The sequence below is a fragment of the Streptomyces pimonensis genome (assembly GCF_041380215.1).
Taxonomy (GTDB): domain Bacteria; phylum Actinomycetota; class Actinomycetes; order Streptomycetales; family Streptomycetaceae; genus Streptomyces; species Streptomyces pimonensis.
In genome coordinates this window covers 38,394-60,108 of record NZ_JAHWZY010000029.1, presented here as the reverse complement: position 1 = coordinate 60,108, position 21,715 = coordinate 38,394, and the positions used below count along the sequence as shown (strand labels likewise).

22 protein-coding genes and 5 pseudogenes are annotated in these 21,715 nt (G+C 73.5%); 14 read left to right on the top strand and 13 right to left on the bottom strand.

Annotated features, from left to right (window positions below; genetic code table 11):
- Nucleotides 1-6 precede the first annotated feature (6 nt).
- On the top strand, nt 7-258 hold the full coding sequence (locus KYY02_RS24890; protein ID WP_371241541.1) for a WhiB family transcriptional regulator: 252 nt from the start codon (nt 7-9) through the stop codon (nt 256-258).
- Between the two features lie 44 nt (nt 259-302).
- Here the strand turns inward: KYY02_RS24890 and KYY02_RS24885 are convergent, their stop codons facing one another.
- Nucleotides 303-752, bottom strand: coding sequence for a DUF6098 family protein (locus tag KYY02_RS24885; protein WP_371241539.1), 450 nt, complete (start codon nt 750-752; stop codon nt 303-305).
- Nucleotides 753-924: 172 nt separating this feature from the next.
- On the opposite strand from KYY02_RS24885, the gene KYY02_RS24880 reads away from it, so the two are divergent.
- Nucleotides 925-1,257, top strand: a complete 333-nt coding sequence (locus KYY02_RS24880) for a DUF488 family protein, N3 subclade (protein ID WP_371241537.1) — start codon at nt 925-927, stop codon at nt 1,255-1,257.
- 17 nt (nt 1,258-1,274) lie between these two features.
- Here the strand turns inward: KYY02_RS24880 and KYY02_RS24875 are convergent, their stop codons facing one another.
- Together KYY02_RS24875 and KYY02_RS24870 are read right to left on the bottom strand one after the other, a co-directional pair.
- Nucleotides 1,275-2,948, bottom strand: a complete 1,674-nt coding sequence (locus KYY02_RS24875; protein ID WP_371241607.1) for an FAD-binding dehydrogenase — start codon at nt 2,946-2,948, stop codon at nt 1,275-1,277.
- Between the two features lie 447 nt (nt 2,949-3,395).
- Nucleotides 3,396-3,575, bottom strand: a pseudogene (locus KYY02_RS24870) (TetR family transcriptional regulator); the annotation flags it as partial.
- 339 nt (nt 3,576-3,914) lie between these two features.
- Between KYY02_RS24870 and KYY02_RS24865 the strand changes: the two are divergent.
- Together KYY02_RS24865 and KYY02_RS24860 are read left to right on the top strand one after the other, a co-directional pair.
- Nucleotides 3,915-4,667, top strand: a complete 753-nt coding sequence (locus KYY02_RS24865) for an MBL fold metallo-hydrolase (protein ID WP_371241535.1) — start codon at nt 3,915-3,917, stop codon at nt 4,665-4,667.
- A 41-nt stretch (nt 4,668-4,708) separates the two neighbouring features.
- Nucleotides 4,709-5,941: a DUF4032 domain-containing protein gene (locus KYY02_RS24860; RefSeq protein ID WP_371241533.1), complete on the top strand. Its 1,233-nt coding sequence runs from the start codon at nt 4,709-4,711 to the stop codon at nt 5,939-5,941.
- Nucleotides 5,942-5,960: 19 nt separating this feature from the next.
- Here KYY02_RS24860 and KYY02_RS24855 read toward each other — a convergent pair whose 3' ends face one another.
- Nucleotides 5,961-6,833, bottom strand: coding sequence for a universal stress protein (locus KYY02_RS24855; RefSeq protein ID WP_371241531.1), 873 nt, complete (start codon nt 6,831-6,833; stop codon nt 5,961-5,963).
- Between the two features lie 199 nt (nt 6,834-7,032).
- On the opposite strand from KYY02_RS24855, the gene KYY02_RS24850 reads away from it, so the two are divergent.
- From KYY02_RS24850 to KYY02_RS24840, 3 genes are all read left to right on the top strand, one after another.
- On the top strand, nt 7,033-7,167 hold the full coding sequence (locus tag KYY02_RS24850; protein ID WP_371241529.1) for a hypothetical protein: 135 nt from the start codon (nt 7,033-7,035) through the stop codon (nt 7,165-7,167).
- Between the two features lie 63 nt (nt 7,168-7,230).
- A complete protein-coding gene (locus KYY02_RS24845; protein WP_371241527.1) occupies nt 7,231-7,908 on the top strand; it encodes an AIM24 family protein in 678 nt (225 codons plus the stop codon).
- Nucleotides 7,909-7,988: 80 nt separating this feature from the next.
- Entirely contained in the window at nt 7,989-8,948 is a 960-nt protein-coding gene (locus tag KYY02_RS24840; RefSeq protein WP_371241525.1) for a threonine/serine dehydratase family protein, read from the top strand.
- A gap of 66 nt (nt 8,949-9,014) precedes the next feature.
- Here the strand turns inward: KYY02_RS24840 and KYY02_RS24835 are convergent.
- Nucleotides 9,015-9,182, bottom strand: a pseudogene (locus KYY02_RS24835) (serine hydrolase); the annotation flags it as partial.
- Nucleotides 9,183-9,256: 74 nt separating this feature from the next.
- Between KYY02_RS24835 and KYY02_RS24830 the strand changes: the two are divergent.
- Nucleotides 9,257-10,228 carry an LLM class F420-dependent oxidoreductase gene (locus KYY02_RS24830; protein ID WP_371241523.1) on the top strand — a complete coding sequence of 324 codons (972 nt, stop codon included), beginning with the start codon at nt 9,257-9,259 and terminating at the stop codon, nt 10,226-10,228.
- 106 nt (nt 10,229-10,334) lie between these two features.
- On the top strand, nt 10,335-10,760 hold the full coding sequence (locus tag KYY02_RS24825) for an SsgA family sporulation/cell division regulator (RefSeq protein WP_371241521.1): 426 nt from the start codon (nt 10,335-10,337) through the stop codon (nt 10,758-10,760).
- Here KYY02_RS24825 and KYY02_RS24820 read toward each other — a convergent pair.
- Nucleotides 10,761-11,257 (bottom strand): annotated as a pseudogene (locus tag KYY02_RS24820) (DUF6328 family protein).
- Between the two features lie 137 nt (nt 11,258-11,394).
- Here KYY02_RS24820 and KYY02_RS24815 point away from each other — a divergent pair.
- Nucleotides 11,395-11,736, top strand: coding sequence for a hypothetical protein (locus tag KYY02_RS24815; protein ID WP_371241519.1), 342 nt, complete (start codon nt 11,395-11,397; stop codon nt 11,734-11,736).
- Nucleotides 11,737-11,748: 12 nt separating this feature from the next.
- On the opposite strand, the gene KYY02_RS24810 is transcribed toward KYY02_RS24815, so the two are convergent.
- The 3 genes from KYY02_RS24810 to KYY02_RS24800 all read right to left on the bottom strand — a co-directional run bounded on the left by KYY02_RS24810 (nt 11,749) and on the right by KYY02_RS24800 (nt 14,108).
- Nucleotides 11,749-12,732 (bottom strand): aldo/keto reductase, encoded by a 984-nt coding sequence (locus KYY02_RS24810; protein ID WP_371241517.1) that lies wholly within the window; start codon nt 12,730-12,732, stop codon nt 11,749-11,751.
- 61 nt (nt 12,733-12,793) lie between these two features.
- Complete coding sequence (locus tag KYY02_RS24805; protein ID WP_371241515.1) at nt 12,794-13,495, bottom strand: ribonuclease H family protein; 702 nt, start codon at nt 13,493-13,495, stop codon at nt 12,794-12,796.
- A 130-nt stretch (nt 13,496-13,625) separates the two neighbouring features.
- On the bottom strand, nt 13,626-14,108 hold the full coding sequence (locus tag KYY02_RS24800) for a VOC family protein (RefSeq protein WP_371241513.1): 483 nt from the start codon (nt 14,106-14,108) through the stop codon (nt 13,626-13,628).
- A gap of 219 nt (nt 14,109-14,327) precedes the next feature.
- Between KYY02_RS24800 and KYY02_RS24795 the strand changes: the two are divergent.
- Together KYY02_RS24795 and KYY02_RS24790 are read left to right on the top strand one after the other, a co-directional pair.
- Nucleotides 14,328-14,989 (top strand): annotated as a pseudogene (locus KYY02_RS24795) (ATP-dependent Clp protease proteolytic subunit).
- Nucleotides 14,986-15,593, top strand: a pseudogene (locus KYY02_RS24790) (ClpP family protease). Before KYY02_RS24795 ends, KYY02_RS24790 begins: the two co-directional pseudogenes overlap by 4 nt.
- A gap of 15 nt (nt 15,594-15,608) precedes the next feature.
- On the opposite strand, the gene KYY02_RS24785 reads toward KYY02_RS24790, so the two are convergent.
- On the bottom strand, nt 15,609-15,998 hold the full coding sequence (locus KYY02_RS24785) for a helix-turn-helix domain-containing protein (protein WP_371241605.1): 390 nt from the start codon (nt 15,996-15,998) through the stop codon (nt 15,609-15,611).
- A gap of 259 nt (nt 15,999-16,257) precedes the next feature.
- On the opposite strand from KYY02_RS24785, the gene KYY02_RS24780 reads away from it, so the two are divergent.
- Entirely contained in the window at nt 16,258-17,145 is an 888-nt protein-coding gene (locus KYY02_RS24780) for an RNA polymerase sigma factor SigF (RefSeq protein WP_371241511.1), read from the top strand.
- A gap of 24 nt (nt 17,146-17,169) precedes the next feature.
- Here the strand turns inward: KYY02_RS24780 and KYY02_RS24775 are convergent, their stop codons facing one another.
- Entirely contained in the window at nt 17,170-17,625 is a 456-nt protein-coding gene (locus KYY02_RS24775) for an ATP-binding protein (protein WP_371241509.1), read from the bottom strand.
- A 680-nt stretch (nt 17,626-18,305) separates the two neighbouring features.
- Here KYY02_RS24775 and KYY02_RS24770 point away from each other — a divergent pair.
- On the top strand, nt 18,306-19,574 hold the full coding sequence (locus KYY02_RS24770) for a streptophobe family protein (RefSeq protein WP_371241507.1): 1,269 nt from the start codon (nt 18,306-18,308) through the stop codon (nt 19,572-19,574).
- Nucleotides 19,575-19,936: 362 nt separating this feature from the next.
- Here KYY02_RS24770 and KYY02_RS24765 read toward each other — a convergent pair whose 3' ends face one another.
- Both KYY02_RS24765 and KYY02_RS24760 read right to left on the bottom strand, forming a co-directional pair.
- Nucleotides 19,937-20,380, bottom strand: coding sequence for an FG-GAP repeat domain-containing protein (locus KYY02_RS24765; RefSeq protein ID WP_371241505.1), 444 nt, complete (start codon nt 20,378-20,380; stop codon nt 19,937-19,939).
- A gap of 300 nt (nt 20,381-20,680) precedes the next feature.
- Entirely contained in the window at nt 20,681-21,715 is a 1,035-nt protein-coding gene (locus tag KYY02_RS24760) for an LGFP repeat-containing protein (RefSeq protein WP_371241501.1), read from the bottom strand.

The following is a 21,715-nucleotide window of genomic DNA, read 5'->3' as shown; positions in this document are numbered from 1 at the left end:
CTCTCGATGGACAACTGGCGCAGTCGTGCGGCCTGCAGGACCGAGGACCCCGACCTCTTCTTCCCGATCGGCACCACCGGCCCCGCCCTGATGCAGACGGAACAGGCCAAGGCCGTGTGCCGACGCTGCCCCGTGCGGGAGCAGTGCCTCCAGTGGGCGCTGGACACGGGGCAGTCCATCGGGGTGTGGGGCGGTACGAGCGAGACGGAACGCCGCGCCCTGAAGCGCCGCGTCGCCGCCCGGCGCTCCTCCGGTTAGCCGGCGGGAGCGTCCGGCCGGCTCGTCGGAGCCCCGCGCGGCGTTCAGCGGCCGGTGCGGCGCAGTGGCCCCCAGGGATTCTTCTGGCGGGCCACTTCCTTCTGTGCCTCGCCGATCACGCCCTCGTCGATCCAGCACAGCGGACGGACGTCCGTGACCAGCGGCTCGTTGTCGGGGCCGCGGGCGACCTCCCGGCCCTTGAGCGCCCAGGGCCGGATGCCGGGCCCCTTCTCCCACGGCAGGTGCCCGTAGTCGTACAGCCTGCGCGCCACCCACAGCTCCACCGGCCGGTCCCGCCACCACTTCTCGACGTCGAGCGGGTTCGCGGACAGTCCGGGCATGGCGACGCCCGTGAGGTCGTCGGTGCTGGACACGGCGCGCAGATCGGCCGCCGGACCGCGGGACCAGCGGACGTACAGGCCCCGGTCGCGCTCGACCAGCGCGGTGAGTTCGGCGAGTGTGCCGACGACCGGCAGATCGTCCGGTGCCTCCATGAACGGCCTCCCGACATGCCACGGGCCCAGGCGGTCGTAGTACCCGCCCCACGCGGACGGAACCGGGGGCGGCGCCCCGTGGGAACCACCCCGCCGTGCCCGGCCCCGTGCGCCGCAGCACTCCCGCGGGACGTCGCCGGAAGGGGCCCGGCCACGAGCGTGCGCGTGCGCCGTGTCCACGAACCCGCCCGAGCCCGACGACGGCGCCCGGGTCCCGGCCGACCGGCTGTGGCCGCGCGGTCCGGCGAGGGACGCGGCACGGGTGGACGAGTGGCCCGAGGGGCTGCCCCCTCCACAAAGCTGTGCCGCCGGTACCACGCAGCCGACCGGCCGTACGAGGAGTTCCGCGAGCGCTATGAGGCGGAACTCGCCGCTCCGCAGGCCGCCGAACTCATGGACCCCCTTCCGTGAGCCCGCCGGGAGGGGCCCGGTCACCCTGCTGACCGCCGCCAAGAGCCCGGAGACCGGTCGCGCCGAGGCGCCGGCCCGTCTCCCGGGGGACTGAGGGGCGAGCCGCGGGCCCTACGCCGTCCGGTCGGCCGCCGCCCGTCCGGCCGCCCGGCCGGAGAACAGGCAGCCGCCGAGGAAGGTGCCCTCCAGGGCGTTGTAGCCGTGGAGACCGCCGCCGCCGAAGCCCGCCACCTCGCCGGCCGCGTACAGCCCCTCGACCGGCCGGCCGTCGGCGCCCAGCGCGCGGGAGTCCAGGTCGGTCTGGATCCCGCCGAGGGTCTTGCGGGTGAGGACGTGCAGCTTGACGCCGATCAGCGGGCCGGCCGCGGGGTCGAGGATGCGGTGCGGGGCGGCGACGCGGCCGAGGCGGTCGCCGATGTAGCGGCGGGCGTTGCGGATGCCCTGCACCTGGACGTCCTTGCTGTAAGCGTTGTCCATCTGCAGATCGCGGGCCTCGATCTGGCGGCGTACGACGGCCGCGTCGAGCAGGGGCTCGTCGGTGAGGGCGTTCATCCTCTCGACGAGCTGTTCGACGGTGGGAGCGGTCACGAAGTCGGCACCCCTGCGCAGGAACGCGTCCACCGGCCCGGGGGCGCCCTTGCCGAGCAGGCGGGTGCGCAGGAAGCCGGCCCGGTCCTTGGCGGTGATGTCGGGGTTCTGCTCGGAGCCCGAGAGGGCGAACTCCTTCTCAATGATCTTCCGGGTGAGGACGAACCAGGAGTGGTCGTGTCCGGCGAGGTCCTCGGTGGTGCGCAGGTGCTTCAGTGTGCCGAGGGTGTCGTAGCCGGGCAGGCAGGGCTCGGGCAGGCGACGGCCGAGGGCGTCGAACCACATCGAGGACGGTCCGGGCAGGATGCGGATGCCGTGTCCGGGCCAGACCGGGTCCCAGTTCTGCAGTCCCTCGGTGTAGTGCCACATGCGGTCCCGGTTGACCAGGCGCACGCCCGCGCGGGCGCTGATGCCGAGCATCCGCCCGTCGACGTAGGCCGGCACTCCGGTGACCATCTCGCGGGGCGGGGTGCCCAGCCGCTCGGGCCAGTGGCGTCGGACCATGTCGTGGTCGGCGCCGATCCCACCACTGGTGACGATCACTGCCTGGGCGGTGAGTTCGAACTCGCCGATCGTCTCGCGGCTGGAGGCGACCCCGCGCGGTGCGCCGTCCTCGGCCAGCACGGTGCCGCGCACCCCGCGCGCGGTGCCGTTCTCGAGGACGAGTTCGTCGACCCGGTGGCGATGGTGGAAGGTGAGCAGTCCGTCGCCCGCGGCCTGCCGGGCGTACCGGACGAAGGGGGCGACGACACCGGTCCCGGTGCCCCAGGCGATGTGGAAGCGGGGCACGGTGTTGCCGTGGCCGTCCGCGCGGAGGCCGCCGCGCTCGGCCCAGCCGACCGTGGGCAGGAAGGTGATGCCGTGGCCGTCCAGCCAGGACCGCTTCTCTCCCGCCGCCCACTCGACGTAGGCCCTCGCCCAGCGCACCGCCCAGCTGTCCTCGTCGTCGAGCCGGTCGAAGCCCGCGCTGCCCCGCCAGTCGTTCCAGGCGAGGTCGAAGGTGTCCTTGATGCCCAGACGCCGCTGCTCCGGCGAGCCCACGAGGAACAGCCCGCCGAAGGACCAGAAGGCCTGGCCGCCGAGGTTGGCGGCGTTCTCCTGGTCGACCAGGGCGACCCTGCGGCCCCTGCTGGTCAGCTCGTGGGCCGCGACGAGGCCCGCGAGTCCCGCTCCGACGACGATGACGTCGGCATCCATGGCGACCGTCCCTTCCTGTTCTCCGGTGAGCAGCGCGGTCAGCAGTTGTTTCAGCCGGGCCCGGGCGCCCGCGACGTCCCGGTCCGGCAGCAGCCGGGTGGTGACGCCGTCGTAGGCGGCGATCACGGCGTGCGCGGCGCCCTCGACGTCACCGAGCACGGCGGGCAGCCCGGTGCGGCCGCGGGTCCGGGCGATCCGGTCCGCGACGGCCCGCCGCGACCGCGCCCGGTGCTCCAGCAGGGCGTGCGCCGCCTCCGGGTCGCGGGCGGCGTGCACCAGGAAGTCGGTCCTCACCAGCAGCCGGTCGCGGTCGAGGAGCAGGATCTCGGTGCCGCGGTCCACGGCGGCGGGCAGGCCGAGGTCGGGTCCGTCCCGGGCGAGGGCCTCGGCGACCTGCCCGGCGATCAGCTCGGCGCGTTCCGCGTGGAGGGCGAAGGACAGTTCGTCCAGGTTGGCGAAGTGTAAGCAGAAGGCGCCCCTGATGCGGCCGGCGGCCTCACAGACCTCCTCGGTCGAGACGTGCCCGAAGCCCTGGGAGGCGAAGGCGGAGAGCGCGGCTTCGAGCGGGTTCGCGCGCGTGCGCAGCCGGCGCCTGGTGACGCGCCCCGCCGTACCGCCCGCCGTCATGACCGCCCCCTCGTCCGATACGGGAACGTATCCGATGCACGGGTGTGCCGGAAGGTCCGGGAGCGGCGGAATCCGCACCGCGGTCCTGCCGGGTCCGACGCATCGGAAGCCTGCCCTCCCCGCCCCCGCTCCCCCGCGCCGGGCCGCACCCGGGCGGGGCCGATGGGCGCGGACGCGGGACGGGGGGGAACGGGCCGGCCGGCGCCGTCGGGGCGCGTCCGGACGCGCCCGTCGTGGACCCGCCGCCACAACCGGGCCCCCGCCCGTGTCCGCGCCGTGATCTGCTTTCCTTCTCCCGTCCGGCAGGAACGCCCCGAACGACTGGAGCGCGGAACGACCATGCGAGCAACCGTCCGGCACGTCGCGGAGGGCACCTACCTGGTGCACGGCACGAACACCAACTGGGTGGTCCTGAGCGAGGGGGACGCCGTCACCCTGATCGACACCGGCTACCCCGGCGACCGCGAGGGGCTGCTCGCCTCCCTGGCCGAGGTGGGGAGTTCACCGGAGGCGGTGACGGCCGTGCTGATCACACACGCCCACAGCGATCACCTGGGATCCGCCGAGTACCTGAGCGCCGCGTACGGCACCCCCGTCTACACCCATGAGGCCGAAGTCCCGCACGCCCGCCGGGACTTCCTGCACCAGGTGACCATCGGGCAGGTGTTGCGCAACGGCTGGCGGCCGGGTGTGCTGCCCTGGGCGGCGCACGCCCTGCGCTCCGGCGGGACGGCGGACGTGGCGGTCACCGCGCCCGAGGCGTTCCCGGGGCCCGGTCAGGGACCGCTCGACCTGCCCGGCCGGCCCGTGCCCGTGCACACGCCCGGCCACACCGCCGGGCACTGCGCGTTCCACTTCCCGGACACCGGTGTGGTGGTGTCGGGCGACGCCCTGGTGAGCGGCCACCCCACCTCGCGCGTCCGGGGGCCGCAGATGCTGACGGACATGTTCCACCACGAGCGCGCCACCGCCGTGGCCTCGCTCGACCTCCTGGCCGGGCTGGACGGCGACCTGTTGCTGCCCGGGCACGGCCCGCTGCACGAGGGGCCCGTACGGGACGCCGCCCGGCTGGCCCGGGAACGCGCGCAATAGGGTGAGGCGACGACCGCCCACGAGACGAGGACACCCCCGCCATGGCACTGCAGATCAACGCCACCAACCCGGAGCACCCCGCGCTCCTGTTGGAACTGCCGTGGCACCTGCCGCTGGAGGAGTGGCCGAAGGAGTACCTGGTGCCGCTGCCGCGCGGCATCTCCCGGCACGTGGTGCGCTACGCCCGCGCCGGCGACGAGGTGGTCGCGGTGAAGGAGCTCGCCCAGCGGCCCGCGCTGCGCGAGTACGAGCTGCTGCGCGACCTGGACCGGATCGGCATCCCGGCGGTGGACCCGCTCGCCGTGGTCACCGGCCGCACCGACCCCGCCGGGGAGCCGCTGGAGAGCGTCCTGATCACCCGTCACCTCGGCGGCTCGATGCCGTACCGGTCGATGTTCGAGACGACGCTGCGCCCCGCGACCATGCACCGGCTGATGGACGCGCTCGCCGTGCTGCTGGTGCGGCTGCACCTGGCCGGGTTCGCGTGGGGTGACTGCTCGCTGTCCAACACGCTGTTCCGGCGCGACGCGGGCGCCTACGCCGCCTACCTGGTGGACGCCGAGACCGGGGACCTGCACCCGGAACTGAGCGTCGGCCAGCGGGAGTACGACCTCGATCTCGCGCGGGTCAACATCAGCGGCGAACTGCTCGACCTGGAGGCGTCCGGGGCGCTGCACCCCTCCGTCGACCCGATCGAGTTCGGCACCGAGATCTGCGCCCGCTACCAGGACCTGTGGCGGGAGCTGACCCGCACCTCCGTCTACCCGGCGGGAAAGCACCACTACATCGAGCGCCGCATCCGCCGGCTGAACGACCTCGGTTTCGACGTGGCCGAGATGCAGATCGAGCACGCCTCCAACGGCGACACGGTCACCTTCGTGCCCAAGGTCGTCGACGCCGGCCACCACCAGCGGCAACTGCTGCGCCTGACCGGTCTGGACGCCGAGGAGAACCAGGCCAGGCGGCTGCTGAACGACCTGGAGAGCTGGATGGCCACCCAGGACGACTACGCCCCGGGTGATCCCCTCGGCGCCCGACCGGAGGTCCTCGCCCACCGCTGGGTGCGCGAGGTCTTCCGGCCCACCGTGCGGTCCGTGCCGCCGGAGCTGCGCGGTCCGATGGACGCCGCGGAGATCTACCACGAACTCCTGGAGCACCGCTGGTACCTGTCCGAGCGGGCGCAGCACGACATCGGCCTCGACACGGCCGTCGAGGACTACATCAGGAACATCCTGCCGAAGGCACGGGAGACGCTCCAGCCGACGGCCGACTGACCCGGGCGGCCCCGCCGCGTCAGGCCGGCGGCACCACCGCCACCGGGCAGTCCGCGTGGTGCAGGACGCCGTAGGCCACCGAGCCGATCCGGGCGCCCACGGCCGTGCGGTGGGCGCGGCGGCCGACCACCATCAGCTGGGCGGTGCCCGCCACCGACAGCAGCACCTGTCCGGCGCCGCCCATCTCGACGTGCTCGACCACGTGCACGTCGGGGTAGCGCTCCCGCCACGGCGCGAGGGCCGCCGCCAGCGCCTTCTGCTCGTACGGCTCCAGACCGCCGGCCTCGTCGAGGAGCCGGAGCGAGGCGGGGCTGTAGGCGAACACCGGCGGCAGGGTCCAGGCCCGTACGGCGCGCACCGTGGCCCCGCGCCGGGCCGCGGTCTCGAAGGCGAGGCCGAGCGCGGCGGCGCTGTCCTCCGGGTCGCCCTGCTGGCCGACCACGATCTCGTGCCCGGCGGCCTCGTCCGACGCCTGGTCCCCGGCCCGTACGAACACCACCGGCCGCTCGGCGTCGACGATCACCTGCTGGCCGACCGAACCGGCCAGGAAGCCCACGATCCGCCCGTGCCCGCGCGAACCGAGCACCAGCATCTCCGCGTCCGCGGCGACACCGGTCAGCGTCCGCACGGCGTCGCCCTCCAGGACGTCCGTCGTCACGGCGAGGCCGGGATGGTGTTCGCCGACGACGCGGACCGCCTCCTCCGCCGACGCGCGGACCCACTGCTCCTGCGTCGCCCGGTCGCCCGTGTCCACCGCGTCGTGCGCCTCGAACCGCCAGGCGTGCACCACCCTGAGCGGCAGTCCCCGGCGGACCGCCTCCCGCGCCGCCCAGGCCAGCGCGGCGAGGCTCTCCTCGGTTCCGTCGATCCCTGCCGTGATCGGGCGCGTCATGCGGTTCCCTCCCGGTGCCGTATCCGAATTCGCGTGGCCCAGTCTCCCCTACGCCGCCGCCCCGACCGCACGCGGTCGCGCCGCGCGGGGAGCTCACGCGTGCCCGAGCGGTCCGGCCCGCTCGGACACACGAGGGGCGGGGCCGGTGCGGTGGCCGCGGCCGGACGGGACCGCCGCGCCGGGGACCCGACCGCACCGCGTGGGGAACGTACGGCACAGGCCGCCGCGGATCCGCGCGCACCCGGCGGAGCTCGACCGGGTGCGGACCGGCCCGGTCGACGACGCCGGCGTCGGCTTCGCGGGCGCGTACCGGACCCGGTTCCTCGGCGGCTGACGGCGCCGGCCCCGCCCGTACCCGATCTTGGCGGAGGGACGGAGTCCGGGTGAGGATGCTCCCATGAAGGGTGATCTGTTTTCCGCTCAGCACATGGTGCAGCCGGCCGCGGTTCCGGGCATGTCCGTCGAGAACTCCAAGTGCGTCCGCTACACGGTCGACGGCGAGATGCTCGCCCGGCAGGGCGCGATGATCGCCCACCGCGGCGACCTCCGGTTCGAGCGCAAGGGCCAGGGCGTCGGCGGCATGCTCAAGCGCGCGGTGACCGGCGAGGGGCTGCCGCTGATGACGGTCCGCGGACAGGGCGAGGCCTGGTTCGCGCACGAGGCGCAGAACTGTTTCATCGTCGAGGTCGACCCCGGCGACGAGTTCACCGTCAACGGCCGCAACGTCCTGTGCTTCGACTCCTCGCTGTCGTACCGCATCGCCACCGTGAAGGGCGCCGGGATCACCGGGGGCGGCCTGTTCAACAGCGTCTTCACCGGGCACGGCCGGCTGGGGCTGGTGTGCGAGGGAAGCCCGCTGGTGATCCCGGTGTCGCCGCAGTACCCGGTGTACGTGGACACGGACGCGGTCGTCGGCTGGACCGCCGGCCTGACCACATCGCTGCACCGTTCGCAGTCGCTGGGCTCGATGCTGCGCGGCGGGTCCGGCGAGGCCGTGCAGCTGATGCTGCAGGGTGAGGGGTACGTCGTCGTCCGGCCCAGCGAGGCGACCTCGCAGAAGGCACAGCAGCACTGAGCGTCGTTGACCCCGGCCGCCGCGCGGGCCAGGGTGGGGCACGGCGCGGATCGCACCCCCGGGCCGGAAAGGTGGCAGTCGTGATCGGGATCGCCGACATCGAGACAGCGGCCGGGCGGATCGCCGGGCACGTGGTGCGGACCCCGACCGTGCCCAGCCCGGGGCTGTCGGCGCTGCTGGGCGTCCCGGTCACGGCGAAGCTGGAGCTGCTGCAGCGCACCGGCTCGTTCAAGGTGCGGGGCGCGGCGGCGAAGCTGCTGTCGCTGAGCGAGGCCGAGCGGGCCGCCGGGGTCGTGGCGGTGAGCGGCGGCAACCACGGGATCGCCCTCGCGGTGACGGCTGCGGCCCTCGGCGTGAAGGCCACGGTGGTGATGCCGCGTTCGGCGCCCGTGCGGGCCGTGGAGATCGCGGAGTCCGCGGGCGCCTCGGTGCGGGTGACCGACGACATGGACGGCGCGTTCGCGCTCATGACGCGGATCCGGCAGGAGGGGCCGACCCTGGTCCACCCGTTCGACGACCCGGTCGTGATCGCCGGTCAGGGCACGGTGGGCCTGGAGTTCGCCGAGGACGCCGACGACCTCACGGACGTCCTGGTGAGCGTCGGGGGCGGCGGACTGATCTCCGGGGTCGCGGCGGCGCTGCGCGCGCGGCGGCCCGGGGTGCGGGTCTGGGGTGTGGAGACCGAGGGCGCACAGGCGATGTCCGAGGCGCTGGCGGCGGACGGACCGGTGCCGGTGCGGCTGACGTCCATCGTCTCCACGCTCAGCGCCCCGGCCGTGTCCCGGCTGACGTACGAGCATGTGTCGGAGCTGGTCACCGAGGTGCTGGTGGTGCCGGACCGGGAGGCGGTGCGGGGCTCGCTGGAGCTCGCGGACCACGCCAAGGTGTGGGCCGAGCCGGCCGCCGGCTGTCTGCTGCCGGCCGCGCGGCGGGTGCTGGAGCGGGTCGGCGAGGGGGCCCGGCTCGGTCTCGTGGTGTGCGGCGGCAACGCCACCACCGGCGACATGATCGCCTGGACGGAGCACTTCGAGCTCGGCTGAGCCTCTCGTCGGACGGATCCCGCCCGCTCCCCGTACCACCGCGGGAACGGGACCCGGCGGTTCGACGTACGGCGCCCGCCAGCCGGCGGCCACGAGGTGTCCGTGGCGCAGGATCATCAGGCTGTGCGGCTCGATGTCCGGGGCGGCTTCGAGGGCGTCGAGCAAGGCGTGGACGCCGGACGCGTCGGCGCCTCGGGCGGCGGGGTCTGCGGTGGGGAGCGGGTGGGCTGTCATGGCGGGCGTCCTGCCCGGTGCACCGGCGGGTGATCCGCCGTTTCCCCCGCCCCGGGCCGGGGGACCCGGCCGGCATGGTGCGAATCGGATACACGATGATGACCGAGCAGGCCGGCCCCCGTGAGCTGGTCGACCACGTGGTGCGGGCCGAGGCGGCCGGCTTCGACTTCTCGGTGACCTCGGACCACTACTTCCCCTGGCTGGCGTCGCAGGGGCACGCGCCGTACGCCTGGAGCGTGCTGGGCGCCGCCGCGCAGGCCACCTCCCGCATCCCGCTGATGACGTACGTGACGTGTCCGACGTTCCGCTACCACCCGGCGGTGGTGGCACAGAAGGCCGCGACGATGCAGCTGCTGTCCGAGGGCCGGTTCCGGCTGGGCCTCGGCTCCGGCGAGAACCTCAACGAGCACGTGGTGGGCGACGGCTGGCCGTCCGTGGACGTGCGGCACGAGATGCTCGAGGAGGCTCTGGAGATCATCCGTGCCCTGTTCGAGGGCGGGCACGTCAACCACCGGGGCACCCACTTCGACGTCGAGTCGGCCAAGCTGTGGGACCTGCCGGACCAGCCGCCGCCGATCGGCGTCGCGGTCTCCGGGAAGCGGTCCTGCGCCCTCGCGGGCCGGCTCGCCGACCTGGTGATCGCCACCGAACCGAAGGCGGACCTGCTGGACCACTTCGACCGGCACGGCGGACAGGGCAAGCCCCGGGTGGGGCAGCTGCCGGTGTGCTACGACCCCGACCGGGACGCGGCCGTCGAACGCGCCCACGACCAGTTCCGCTGGTTCGGCAACGGCTGGAAGGTCAACTCGGAGCTGCCGCACCCGGACTCCTTCGCGTCGGCGACGCAGTTCGTCCGGCCCGGGGACGTCGCCGGGTCGATTCCGTGCGGGAGCGACCCGGCGGACTTCGTCGAGGCCGTCCGCCCCTACGCCGAGGCGGGTTTCACCGAGATCGCCCTGGTGCAGATCGGCGGGGAGTCGCAGCCGGCGTACCTGGACTGGTCGGAGAAGACGCTGCTGCCGGCGCTGCGGGACGCCTTCGGCTGACGCCCCGGCGGCCCCCGCGGCCGGTGTATTCACCCGGAGGGCCGAGCATCATGCGCGGATGCGGGGTACTAGAGGGCTTTGCATCGGTACTTCCCGGAGGCCCCTCGTGAATTCGTTCGTGCACAAGACCCTGGTGGTGGAGCTCCAGGCGGGCGTCGCGGAGCGCTTTCCCGTACTCGCCCACCTGAGCTACGACCCGTCCGACCCGTTCGCCGTCACCGTCGTCTTCAGCCACGACGGCCGGGTCCTCGCCCGCTGGCAGCTGGACCGGGAGATGGTCGCCGAGGGACTCACCCGCCCGGTGGGCATCGGGGACGTACGGCTGCGGCCGGAGTCCCGGGGTGTGGGGCGGGAGCTGCGGATGGAGTTCCTCGGCGAGGCCCACGCCGACGGCGGCCGGCACCACGCGGTGGTGTTCGTGTGGGCCGAGACCGTCGGCGAGTTCCTGCGCGAGACCCGGCTGGTGGTCCCGCCGGGGTCCGAGGAGGTCCGCGTGGACGACTTCCTCGCGGACGTCCTCACCGGGAACTGATCAGCGCGTGGTGTGGCGGTGCCGGGCCCACATCGGCAGGCCGAACCAGCACAGCAGGTACCAGCCCGCCACTCCGGCCACCAGGTACGGGACGAAGTCGTCGTGGGTGGCCACGCGCAGGATGGGCAGCAGGGAGCAGCTGGTGGTGGCCGGCAGCAGCAGGAGACCGAGCAGGGTGAGCCGGGAGGCCCACCGCACGGCGTGCGTCTTGATGCGCCGCCCGGAGACGAGCCGGTGCGGGGAGACCGGGCCGACGAGGGCGCCGGTGGCGCAGGCGCCCAGCACCACCGTGGTGAGGTAGATCGTCTGGTCGGTGTCGGGCAGCTCGGCGTGGACCGGGGTGAACACGACGGTCAGCGGGAAGCCGAACAGGATCTGGACCCCATCTGGGCGACACGGACCTCCTGGATGAACTCCGTCCGCGTCCGGTCCGTTCCCTCCTCCTCCGTCTCGTTCCGCCCCCGGCGCCTGCCCTCGCCCCGCTCCGTGTCCGACACGGTGCCTCCTTCCCCGGGCCTCCCTCTCCGGATACCCCGAAGGCCGCCGCCCTCCCCGGACCGACCACGGGTTTGGGGGTACGGGGCACGGTTACCCGGACGGCTGATGACACCGAGGCCAGGAGGTCGTGGGACGCATGTCGGACACCCAGCTCACCGTGACGCTCAGCGGCGGGGACGTCGACGACGCCCGGGCGGTCGTCCGGGCCCTGGAGGGCACGTTCGGGGCGGCGGACCAGCGCCCCTCCGAGGAGCACGCGACGGTCCACATGGCGACGTTCACCGGGGAGGGACGGGGCGCGGCGGCCGAGGCCACGGAAGCGGGGCCGCTGTCGGCACCGGTGACCGTCACCGTGCAGGGCACCCCGGAGGCGGTGCGCCGGGCGGGCGACGCCCTCACGCGGTGCTTCACGGCGCGCGACGAGGGCACCGTCGCCGGCGACCAGGAGCAGGAACGGCAGCTGCTCCTGGAACCGTGACGTCCGCCGCCGCTACCAGCGGGCTTCCACCTGGTCCTTGATCCTCCGGTCGTAGAGGTCCCGGATCGCCGCGAGGGTCTCCCCCGACAGCTCCGGGAGCCGGGCGGCGGCCGCGTTGGCACGCGCCTGCTCGGGCGAGCGGGCGCCGGGGATGACGGTGGTGACGCCGGGCTGCCCGATGATCCAGCGCAGGGCCAGCTGGGCGGGGGTGTATCCCTCGGGGGCGAGCGCGGCGAACTCGGCGGCGGCCTCGACACCGGTCGCGTAGTCGACACCGGAGAAGGTCTCCCCCTGGTCGAAGGCCTCGCCGTGCCGGTTGAAGGCGCGGTGGTCGTTCTCGGCGAAGACGGTGTCCCTGGTGTACTTGCCGGACAGCAGTCCGGAGGCGAGCGGGACCCGGGCGATGATGCCGACGCCCGCCTCGCGGGCCGCCGGGAGCACCTCGCGCAGCGGCTTCATGCGGAACGGGTTGAGGATGATCTGCACGCTCGCCACGTTCGGCCGGGCGATCGCGGTGAGCGCCTCCGCGCAGGTCTCCACGCTGACGCCGTAGGCGGCGACACGCTCCTCCGCCACCAGCGTGTCGAGGGCGTCGAACACCTCGTCGGTGGAGTAGACCGGGGTCGGCGGGCAGTGCAGCTGCACCAGGTCGATGCGGTCGACGCCCAGGTTGCGCCGCGAACGGTCGTTCCAGGCACGGAAGTTGTCCAGGACGTAGTTCTCGGGGATCTGGTCCGCCCGGCGCCCCATCTTGGTGGCGACCAGTACGTGCAGATCGGGCCGCCCGCTGAGGAACGACGCGATGGTCTGCTCGCTGCGTCCGTCGCCGTACACGTCGGCGGTGTCGAAGAAGGTGACGCCCGACTCCGCGGCGGCCTCCAGCACCGCGAGGGCTTCCCTGTCGTCGACGTCGCCCCAGTCCGCCCCGAGTTGCCATGTGCCGAGACCGACCACGGAGGCGTGCTGTCCCGACCTGTCGAATGTGCGCTCGTCCATGGAGGCCAGTGTGTCATCCGTGCCGCCCGGCCGACGGGCGGCTCCGTCGTCGTGCGCCCGCTCAGACGCTCCGGGCAGCCGTCCGGCACTCGGGGTGCCCCCAGCCCTTGTCGTTCTTGGCGATCGGCTCGCCGGCCGCGTAGGACCGTCCGCACGGGCAGCGGCCGGAGAACTTGGCCTTGATCGTGCGGGACGACGAGCCGCCGCGCTGCCGGGGCGCCTTCGCCCCGGCGGACCCGCGCTTCCCGGCCGCGCCGCCCGCCGGGCGGTCCGGGGCGGGCGGCGGCTCGGGCGAGCCCAGCTCGCTGCCGGCGTCCTCCTGGGCGGTGGCCGCCTGGCTGGCCGCGCGGTCGGCGAAGTCGTTGAGCCGGTCGCCGTCGACCTGGTGGGCGGGGACGTGGCGGAACTCGACCGAGCGGTCCTGGAGGAGCGCGTCGATGCGGACGACGAGTTCCTGGTTGGCGACCGGTTTGCCGGCCGCGGTGCGCCAGCCGTTGCGCTTCCAGCCGGGAAGCCAGGTGGTGACGGCCTTCATGGCGTACTGCGAGTCCATCCGGACCTCGAGCGGCACGGCGGGGTCGGTCGCCGCCAGCAGCCGCTCCAGAGCGGTGAGTTCGGCGATGTTGTTGGTGGCCCTGCCGAGCGCGCCCGCCTCCCAGCAAACCGGCCTCTCGGCACCGTCGGCGACCACCCAGGCCCAGCCGGCGGGTCCCGGGTTCCCCTTCGAAGCCCCGTCGCACGCGGCCACAACTCGTTCACGCATGTACCCGATCATGCCATGTCCGGACGGACGGGCCGGGCCCGCACACCGCACGTCGACGGCCGTCGGAGGCTCACCCGTGGCGCCGGATCCGGTGGCGGGGCCCGTGGCGGCCCCGCCGCCGGCCGGGGTCTCACTCGCCCGCGTACGCCTCCTCCAGGGCGGCGATGTCGAGCTTGCCCATCGTCATCATGGCCTTCAGAGCGCGGTCCGCCTTCTGCCGGTCCGGGTCGCCGATCATCTCGGACAGCCGCACCGCGTTGACCTGCCAGGAGACACCGAACCGGTCCTTGAGCCAGCCGCAGGGACCGTGTTCGCCGCCGCCCTCGACGAGCTTCTCCCAGTAGTGGTCGATCTCCGCCTGGTCCGCACAGTCGAGCTGGAAGGAGACCGCCTCGTTGAACGTGAACTCGGGTCCGCCGTTCAGCGCGACGAACTTCTGGCCGTTGGCCGTGAACTCGACGGTGAGCACGGAGCCCTCGGCGCCGGGCGCGGCCGGGGTGTTGCGGACGACATCGCCGAGGCTCGAGTCCTTGAAGACCGAGACGTAGAAGTTCGCGGCCTCCTCGGCCTGGCCGTCGTACCAGAGACATGTGGTGAATCCGCCGGTGCTCATGGATACCTCCGGGGTGTGGGACACGGTCATGAGGGTCGACCCGGTCCGGCCCCGGAACTCATCGGCGCGGCCCGGGACGGTCCGGACGGGGGCACGCCCGGGCGCTCCGCCCGCGGCGGATCTGCCACGGGCAGAGACTCCCCGCCGGCCCGGCGGGCCGGTCGAGAGTGGGGGCACGCGGTCGTCCCGGCCGCGTTCCAGCGACCTTCAGGAGCCCCGATGTCTCCGTTCACCGCCGGCCCGTGGCCGGCCCCGCTGCCCCGGGCCGAGGAGGGCGACACCCCGCCGCCCCGGTTCGACGACCACCTCGCCGCCCAGTTGCTCGCGCAGCGCATCGTGCTGCTCGGCACGCAGGTCGACGAGGTGTCCGCCAACCGCGTGTGCGCGCAGTTGCTGGTCCTGTCCGCCGAGGACCCGCGCACCGACATCAGTCTGTACATCAACAGCCCCGGCGGCTCGGTGCACGCGGGCCTGGCCGTCTACGACACGATGCGGCTGATCCCCAACGACGTCTCCACTCCACCCTGGCGATGGGCTTCGCGGCGAGCATGGGCCAGTTCCTGCTCTGTGTCGGCACGCCCGGCAAGCGCTACGCCCTGCCGAACGCGCGCGTCATGATGCACCAGCCGTCGGGCGGCACCGGGGGCACCACCGCCGACATCGAGATCCAGGCGGAGAACCTGGAGTTCACCAAGCGGACCATCGAGCGGATCACCGCCGAGCACACCGGCCAGAGCCCGGAGACCATCTCCCGGGACGGCGACCGGGACCGCTGGTTCACGGCCGAACAGGCCAGGGCGTACGGGATGGTCGACCGGGTGGTGGAGTCGCTCGACGACGTCCGCCCGGTCACCGCCCGGCCCAGGATGGGGCTGCGATGACGGGGACGTACACGATCCCGAACGTCGTCGAGCGCACCCCACAGGGCGAGCGGTCCTACGACGTGTTCAGCCGGCTGCTGGCCGAGCGGATCGTCTTCCTGGGGACGGAGATCGACGACGGGGTCGCCAACATGGTGATCGCACAGCTCCTCCATCTGGAGTCGGCGGCCCCGGAGAGCGAGATCGCGGTCTACGTCAACTCCCCGGGGGCTCGTTCACCTCGCTGACGGCGATCTACGACACGATGACGTTCGTCCGGGCGCCGGTCTCGACGCTCTGCGTCGGGCAGGCGGCGTCCACGGCAGCCGTGCTGCTGGCCGGCGGGGACCCGGGGCGGCGGTACGTGCTGGAGCACGCCCGGGTGCTGCTCGGGCAGCCTGCCACCGGCGGAACGCGGGGCACGGCGTCCGACCTGTCGCTGCGGGCCAAGGAGATGGTGCGGATCCGCTCACAGGTGGAGGAGGTGCTGGCCCGGCACACGCACCACGACGTGGCGACCCTGCGGGCGGCCATGGACCGCGACAAGGTGTTCACCGCCGAGGAGGCCGCGACGTACGGGCCGGCCGACGAGGTGCTGACCCGGCGCCCGGTGGTGGGGGCGTGAGGCGCCGGGCGCCGGTCACGCGACCAGGCAGAGTCCGTCGCGCGCGGAGCCGGAGACGCCCCGGGGCGTGACGGCGGCCCGCCGGCCGGTGACGCGGACCAGCTCTCCGTGGGTCCGTGCCAGCAGGTCGCCGAGGCCGAGACCGAGCGCCCGGGCGGCGGCCGCGAGGACCTCCGAGGAGGCCTCCTTGCGGCCCCGCTCCACCTCCGAGAGGTAGGGCATGGAGATCCGGGCCGCGTCGGCGACGTCCTTCAGCGTCCGTTCCTGGGCGAGCCGCTCGCTGCGCAGCACCTCCCCGACGAGGTCGCGCAGCAGCGGCTCCCTGGGCGCAGGGGCCGGCTCCGGCCGCGGCGGGCCGGGGCGCAGGGGGATGACGCGGGCACGGTCCGGCGCCTGGCCGGTCACCTCTTGACTGGTCACCTCCTCAGCCTAGGAATTCCGGCCCTCGGGGGAAGGGGCCGGGATTCCGCCCTGAGTGAAGCCGCTCCCGGGCGCGGCCCGGGCTGCCGCGCGGGCCGCGCCCCCGTACCATCGGGCGTACGAGTGACGACGGGCGCCCACCGTGGTTTCGAACCTCTCGGAACACGGCGGGCATGGGTTCGTGCGACCCGGGTACCCGCAGGGCTCAGGCACGTGTCAGCCGTGACGTTCGTGGGGAGAGGCAATGAGGACCGCCGTGATCCGGTCGCAGGCGCAGGGAGTGGAGCAGCACACCGGGGCCTGGACGGGCGACGGAGGTCTGCGGGAAGTGGCGGATCCGCGCGCCGTCGCCCCGCGCGACGCCAGGGAGCTCTCCCGCCAGTTCTTCCGCCGCCTGGCGGAGCTGGAGGAAGGCACGCACGAGTACCAGTACGCGCGCAACACCCTCATCGAGATGAACATGTCCCTCGTCCGGTTCGCGGCCGGGCGGTTCCGCGGCCGCGGCGACGACATGGACGACATCGTGCAGACCGGCATGATCGGCCTGATCAAGGCCATCGACCGGTTCGAGCTGTCCCGGGAGGTCGAGTTCACCTCCTTCGCGCTGCCGTACATCGTCGGCGAGATCAAGCGTTTCTTCCGGGACACCACGTGGGCCGTGCACGTGCCGCGCCGGCTCCAGGAGCTTCGGGTCGAGCTGGCGAAGGCCCGCGAGGAGCTCGCCAGCCGACTGGACCGGGAGCCCACGGTCGCCGAGCTCGCCACGCTGATGAACATCACCGAGCAGCAGGTCGTCGAGGGGCAGATCGCCGCGAACGGGTACAACTCGTCATCGCTGGACGCCGCCCTCACCGGTGACGGCCCGGAGAGCGGCGAGGCCGTCCTGGCCGACTTCATCGGCGTCGAGGAGGAGGGGCTGCGCCTCGTCGAGGACTTCCACTCGCTCGCTCCGCTCATGGCCGAGCTCAGCGAGCGCGACCGGGAGATCATCCACATGCGGTTCGTGGAGGAGGCCACCCAGGCGGAGATCGGCGAGCGCCTCGGCTGCTCGCAGATGCACGTGTCCCGCCTGATCAAGCGGATCATCAGCCGGCTGCGCGAGGGGATGCTCGGCGAACTCGGCTGCGCCTGACCGGGCGGGAGAGGCCGTGGCCGGTCAGCCGGCGCCGAGGTCCAGCACCGCGCGCACGCGTTTGCCGACCGGCACGCGTTCCACCCTGACGTCCCGCGCCAGCGCGCGGACGATCTCCAGACCGTGCCGGCCGACGCGCTCGGGGTTGCGCGGGAAGACCCGGGGCAGGCTGGCGCTGCTGTCGTAGACCGCCACCGTGAGCGAGGTGTCCGTGCCCTCCAGCTCCAGGATGTACGGTCCGTCGCTGTGCCGGTCCGCGTTGGTGACCAGTTCGCTCACCACCAGCAGCACCGCGCCGTCGGCCCGCTCGTCGACCGTGGCGCACCACTCGGTCCTGAGCTGCTGGAGGAAGTGCGCGGCGAACCTCCGCGCCTCGGCGATGCATCCCGGCTCGCCGGTGAAGTGTGCCGACCGCCGCAGCGGTTCCACGGGCACGTCGAAACCAGTCGGTATCACTGCCCCGTCCAGGTGAGAGATCATGCTTGTTTCTTTCCGCGAAGCCGGGTCGGCCGGACGAACCTGCACCAGTCCTGGTACCCCGGCTCCCGCGGCGCAGTCCACCTGATCCGTGTGCGCTCCCGCGGGGCGGGGAACCCTGGTTTTGCCGGGGTTCGGCGGAAGGGACGCCACGAACGGACCGACGGCGGTGCGAAGCCCGACGGCGCTGCCCGTGGTGACGCCGGGCGGCGACGCCGTGGCGCCGCGTCGAGGACGTGGTCCCCGACGCGGCGGCCGAGCGGCAGCGGGCCCGGCATCAGGGGCCGGAGGATCTGTCCTGGCCCGTGGTGCACCGCCCGGGCCGTCACGCGGTGATGGTCCGCGACGAGAGGGCGCTGTGCGACCTGCCCCGCTCACTGGGCCGCCCTGGGCGCGGTCGGCCCGGACGTGCTGACCGCGCGCCCGGCCGGCCCCGCCCCACCACGACCTGGCGGGGAGCAGGGTGCTCACCGAGTGCGGCGAGGAGAGCAACACCGTGCTCGACGCGGCGTTCGATCCGGCCACCGCCCGCATCGAGGCGGTCCTGACGACTCTCGGCGAGCTGCCGGCCGACCGTCCGACGGGCCTCGGCGTCCACGCCCTGGTGACCCGGACGGGCCACGGGCCTCCCGGTCAGGGTGTCCCGGCGGGCGGGGCGGGCCGGGACTGCTTAGCGTGCAGAGGTGAGCTCACGCACCCCTTCCGGCCGCCCGGTCGCCCGCCACGGCTGGGCGCAGGCCCTCGCGACGGTACTCGGCGCGCTGATCGCCATGGGCACGGTGGCCGCGCTGGGACTGTGGGCGGCCGGCGCCACGGACCTCCCGGGCGGCTCCTTCCCCCGGGTGGTTGCGGCGACCGTGGTCACGGCCGTCGGCGGGACGGTGGAGCTCTCCGGGGACACCGGCGAGCTGGTCGGCGCGGAGGGCGGTCTGACGGTCGTTCCGCTGTCCGTCACCCTCGTCGGGGCGCTGGTCATCGGCCGGTGCTTCCTGCGCCCGCTGCGGCACCGGGCGGTCGCCGGGGCGCCCGAGCTGGCCGGGTGGGCGGCGCGGATCGCCGCGCTGTGGCTGCTCGCGGTCCTCGGCCTCGCGCTCGCCGCGCGGCACACCTACGAGCTCTCCCTCGGGGACGGCCCGCTCGGTGACCTGGGTGAGCTGTTCGGGATCAGACCGGTGGTGGGGTTCTCCACCGACGTGCCTCCGACCGTCCTCATCGGCCTGCTCTGGCTGGCGGGGGTACTGCTGGTGGCGCTGTTGGTGTCCCGCGGCGCCCCGTTGCCGACCGGGCTGCTGCGCTTCCAGACGTCGGTGCGTCCCGCGGCGCACGCGATGGTGCTGCTGTTGCTGACCGCCGTCGCCATCGGACTCGTCGTCGCGCTGGTCGTCGCCGCCACCCGGGGCCATCCGGCCGAGACGTTCGCCGTGATCCTGCTGGGGCTGCCCAACGTGGCCTGGCCGGCGCTGACCGTCGGGTTCGGCGCCACCTGGGACGGCAGGGTGGAGGGGCCCTTCGGGCTGCCCATGCCGCACGTGCTCGACGAGGTGCTGCGCACACCGGGCGTCTCCCCCCTGAACCTGGGCACCCTCACCGAACACGACGGCGGGAAATGGTGGTGGCTGCTGGTGGTGACAGCGGTTCTGCTGCCGGCCACCGCGTTCCTGATGGCGGCCCGCTCCCCCGCCCGGGTGCGGGCCTGGCAGCACGCCGTGCACATGGCGCTGGCGCTGGCGCTGACCGTGCTGATGATCTGCCTCATGGCCCGGATCTCCGCACGGTTCGGCCTGTCCGTGCTCGGCATCGGCGATCTGGGCGAGGGCTTCTCCGGCCGGGTACTGCTGAGACCACGCCTGTGGAGCACCCTGGGCCTGGCCCTGCTGTGGGGCCTGGTCACGGGTTTCGCGGGGGCGCTGCTGGCGCGAGGGGTACGCCGGAGGGGAAGGGCCGACCACTGACCGGGTCCGCACCCGCGGCCTGAACGCCGGGCGCGGCAGCCCGGGTCGCTCCCACCCGCGTCGGGTCCGGGCACACGCAGGTCTCTCGGTGTCACCGGATGGCCGGTCACAGCCGTGTTCCCGCCGCCCTCACCATCGCCTGGGGCGCCGAGCCGCGCCCATCGGCGGGCAAGACGGTCCGGGCCGGACTGTCCCCGGGCCGGCCGCCGGGCGGCAGGCGCCCTCCCGGACCGCCCGGTACGTGAGTACGTGAATCCGTCCGGCACTCCGCGCAGCCGTCCCGTGCCGCCTGTTCGCCGCGTGCGCTCGGACGAGGACGGGCGCCGACCGCCCGTCCGTACGCGGAGGCCCGGCGGTGCCGGTCACCAGGTGCCCGGCTCCGCGTACCAGGAGCGCCGCGGGTTGCCGAAGGTACCGTCCTCCCCCGTGGAGAAGGTGAAGGTCCGGGTGGCGCCTGTCGCGTAGTTGTACATGATCAGGATGTCCTCCCGTCCGTCGCCGTCCGCGTCGCCGGACACCGGTATGCCGGAGCTGCTGGCGTACCAGTTGCCCGCGCCGGACCGGTATTCCTCGACCGGTGCCTGGAAGCCGCCGTCCGTCTTCGCGAGGGAGGTGTGCAGCGAGGTGACGCCCTCGTCGTGCCGGTACATCACCGCGGCGTCGGCGCGCCTGTCGCCGTTGTAGTCGCCGCTGGTCAGCTCGACCCGGTCGCGTTCCCAGGCGCCGGGGCCGGCGTTCCACGACTTCGCGTATCCGTTCAGGGTGCCGTCGGCCTTGGCGGTGAAGGTGAACAAGCGCGGCGTCACCGTTGGAGTAGCCGTAGAACGCGATGAGATCGTCCCGGCCGTCGCCGTTGGCGTCGCCCATCGTGTAGTGGGCGTTCCCGGCCCACCACTTGCCGTCGCCGGTGTTGAGGCCGCGGACGAAGTCCTCGAAGCCGCCGTCGGGGCGGGCGAGGAACTTGTGCAGGCCCATCCGGCCGTCGTCGTAGTCGTAGACGGCGGTCAGGCCGTCCCGGCCGTCGCCGTTGACGTCACCGGCCTGGACCGTGGCCGTGCGTGCCATGTACCACTTCCCGGGAGCCAGTTCGGCGCTCTTGAGGGCCTTCATGCCGCCGTCCTCCTGGGTGAGGAACGACCACATGGCGACCGAGCCGTCCGCGTGCCCGTAGAAGGCGGCGACGTCGGTGAGCCCGTCGCCGTTGGAGTCGCCGGCGGTCCACTTGGCCAGGGCCGTGTCGAAGCCGCCCCGGGCGCTCGTCCAGATCTCCTTCGGCGGACGCCGCCGTCGGCCTCTGCGGTCAGGACGTGGATGCCGGTCGACGCGGCCCCGTAGTCGTGGACCGTGATCATGTCGGTGCGGCCGTCGCCGTTGACGTCACCGGCGAGGTCGGTCCGCAGGTGGGCGGTGCGGTCGTCCGGTTTGTGCTCGGTGGTGGTGCCGCTCGCACGGTTCCAGCGGATGCAGCCGTTCTCGAAGTCGGCCCGGACGCCGCCGGTGACCTGGTACTCGCCGGAGACGGGGAAGCCCAGCGAGCCGTTCTCCGACTTCAGCGACTGCCACGTGCTCAGGATCGCGTTGCGGACGGGCCACGCGCCGGTGGCCTTGCTCCAGCAGATGGCAGAGCTGTGCGTCTCCTCGTCGCGGAACCGGAACCGCTGGAAGGCGCCCGCCTTGGGCGTGGTGGCCTTCTCGTCGGCGACCGGATGGCCGATCTCCTTCGGGCCGCCCAGTTCGAGGTAGCGGGTGTGGATGGCGCCCTGCACCGCGTACGCGCCGATGTCGTACACGTAGTAGATGCCGCTGGCCTTGCCGCCCTTGCTGAAGGTGCTGAACCGGCCGACGCCGTCACTGGTGGGACGCTCGTCGGCGGTCGGGCAGCCGAGGACGCCCGCTTCCCTGCCCAGCGCGTTCCACTTCGTCCAGATCGAGCCGTGGACCTCCCAGGCTCCCGTGTGGGGCCAAGCAGCTGCCCGACCGGGTCGACGACGACGAGGGCGGCAACCCACCGTTCCTGCGCCGGCGTGTGGAGAGACCGTCCAGACGGAGACCGGCGCGCGTATCGCGGTCGGGGACGCCGAGCCGGAGTGCTCCACCGAGACCGACCCGAAGAAGCTGCCGTCGGCGCCGCACACCAACAC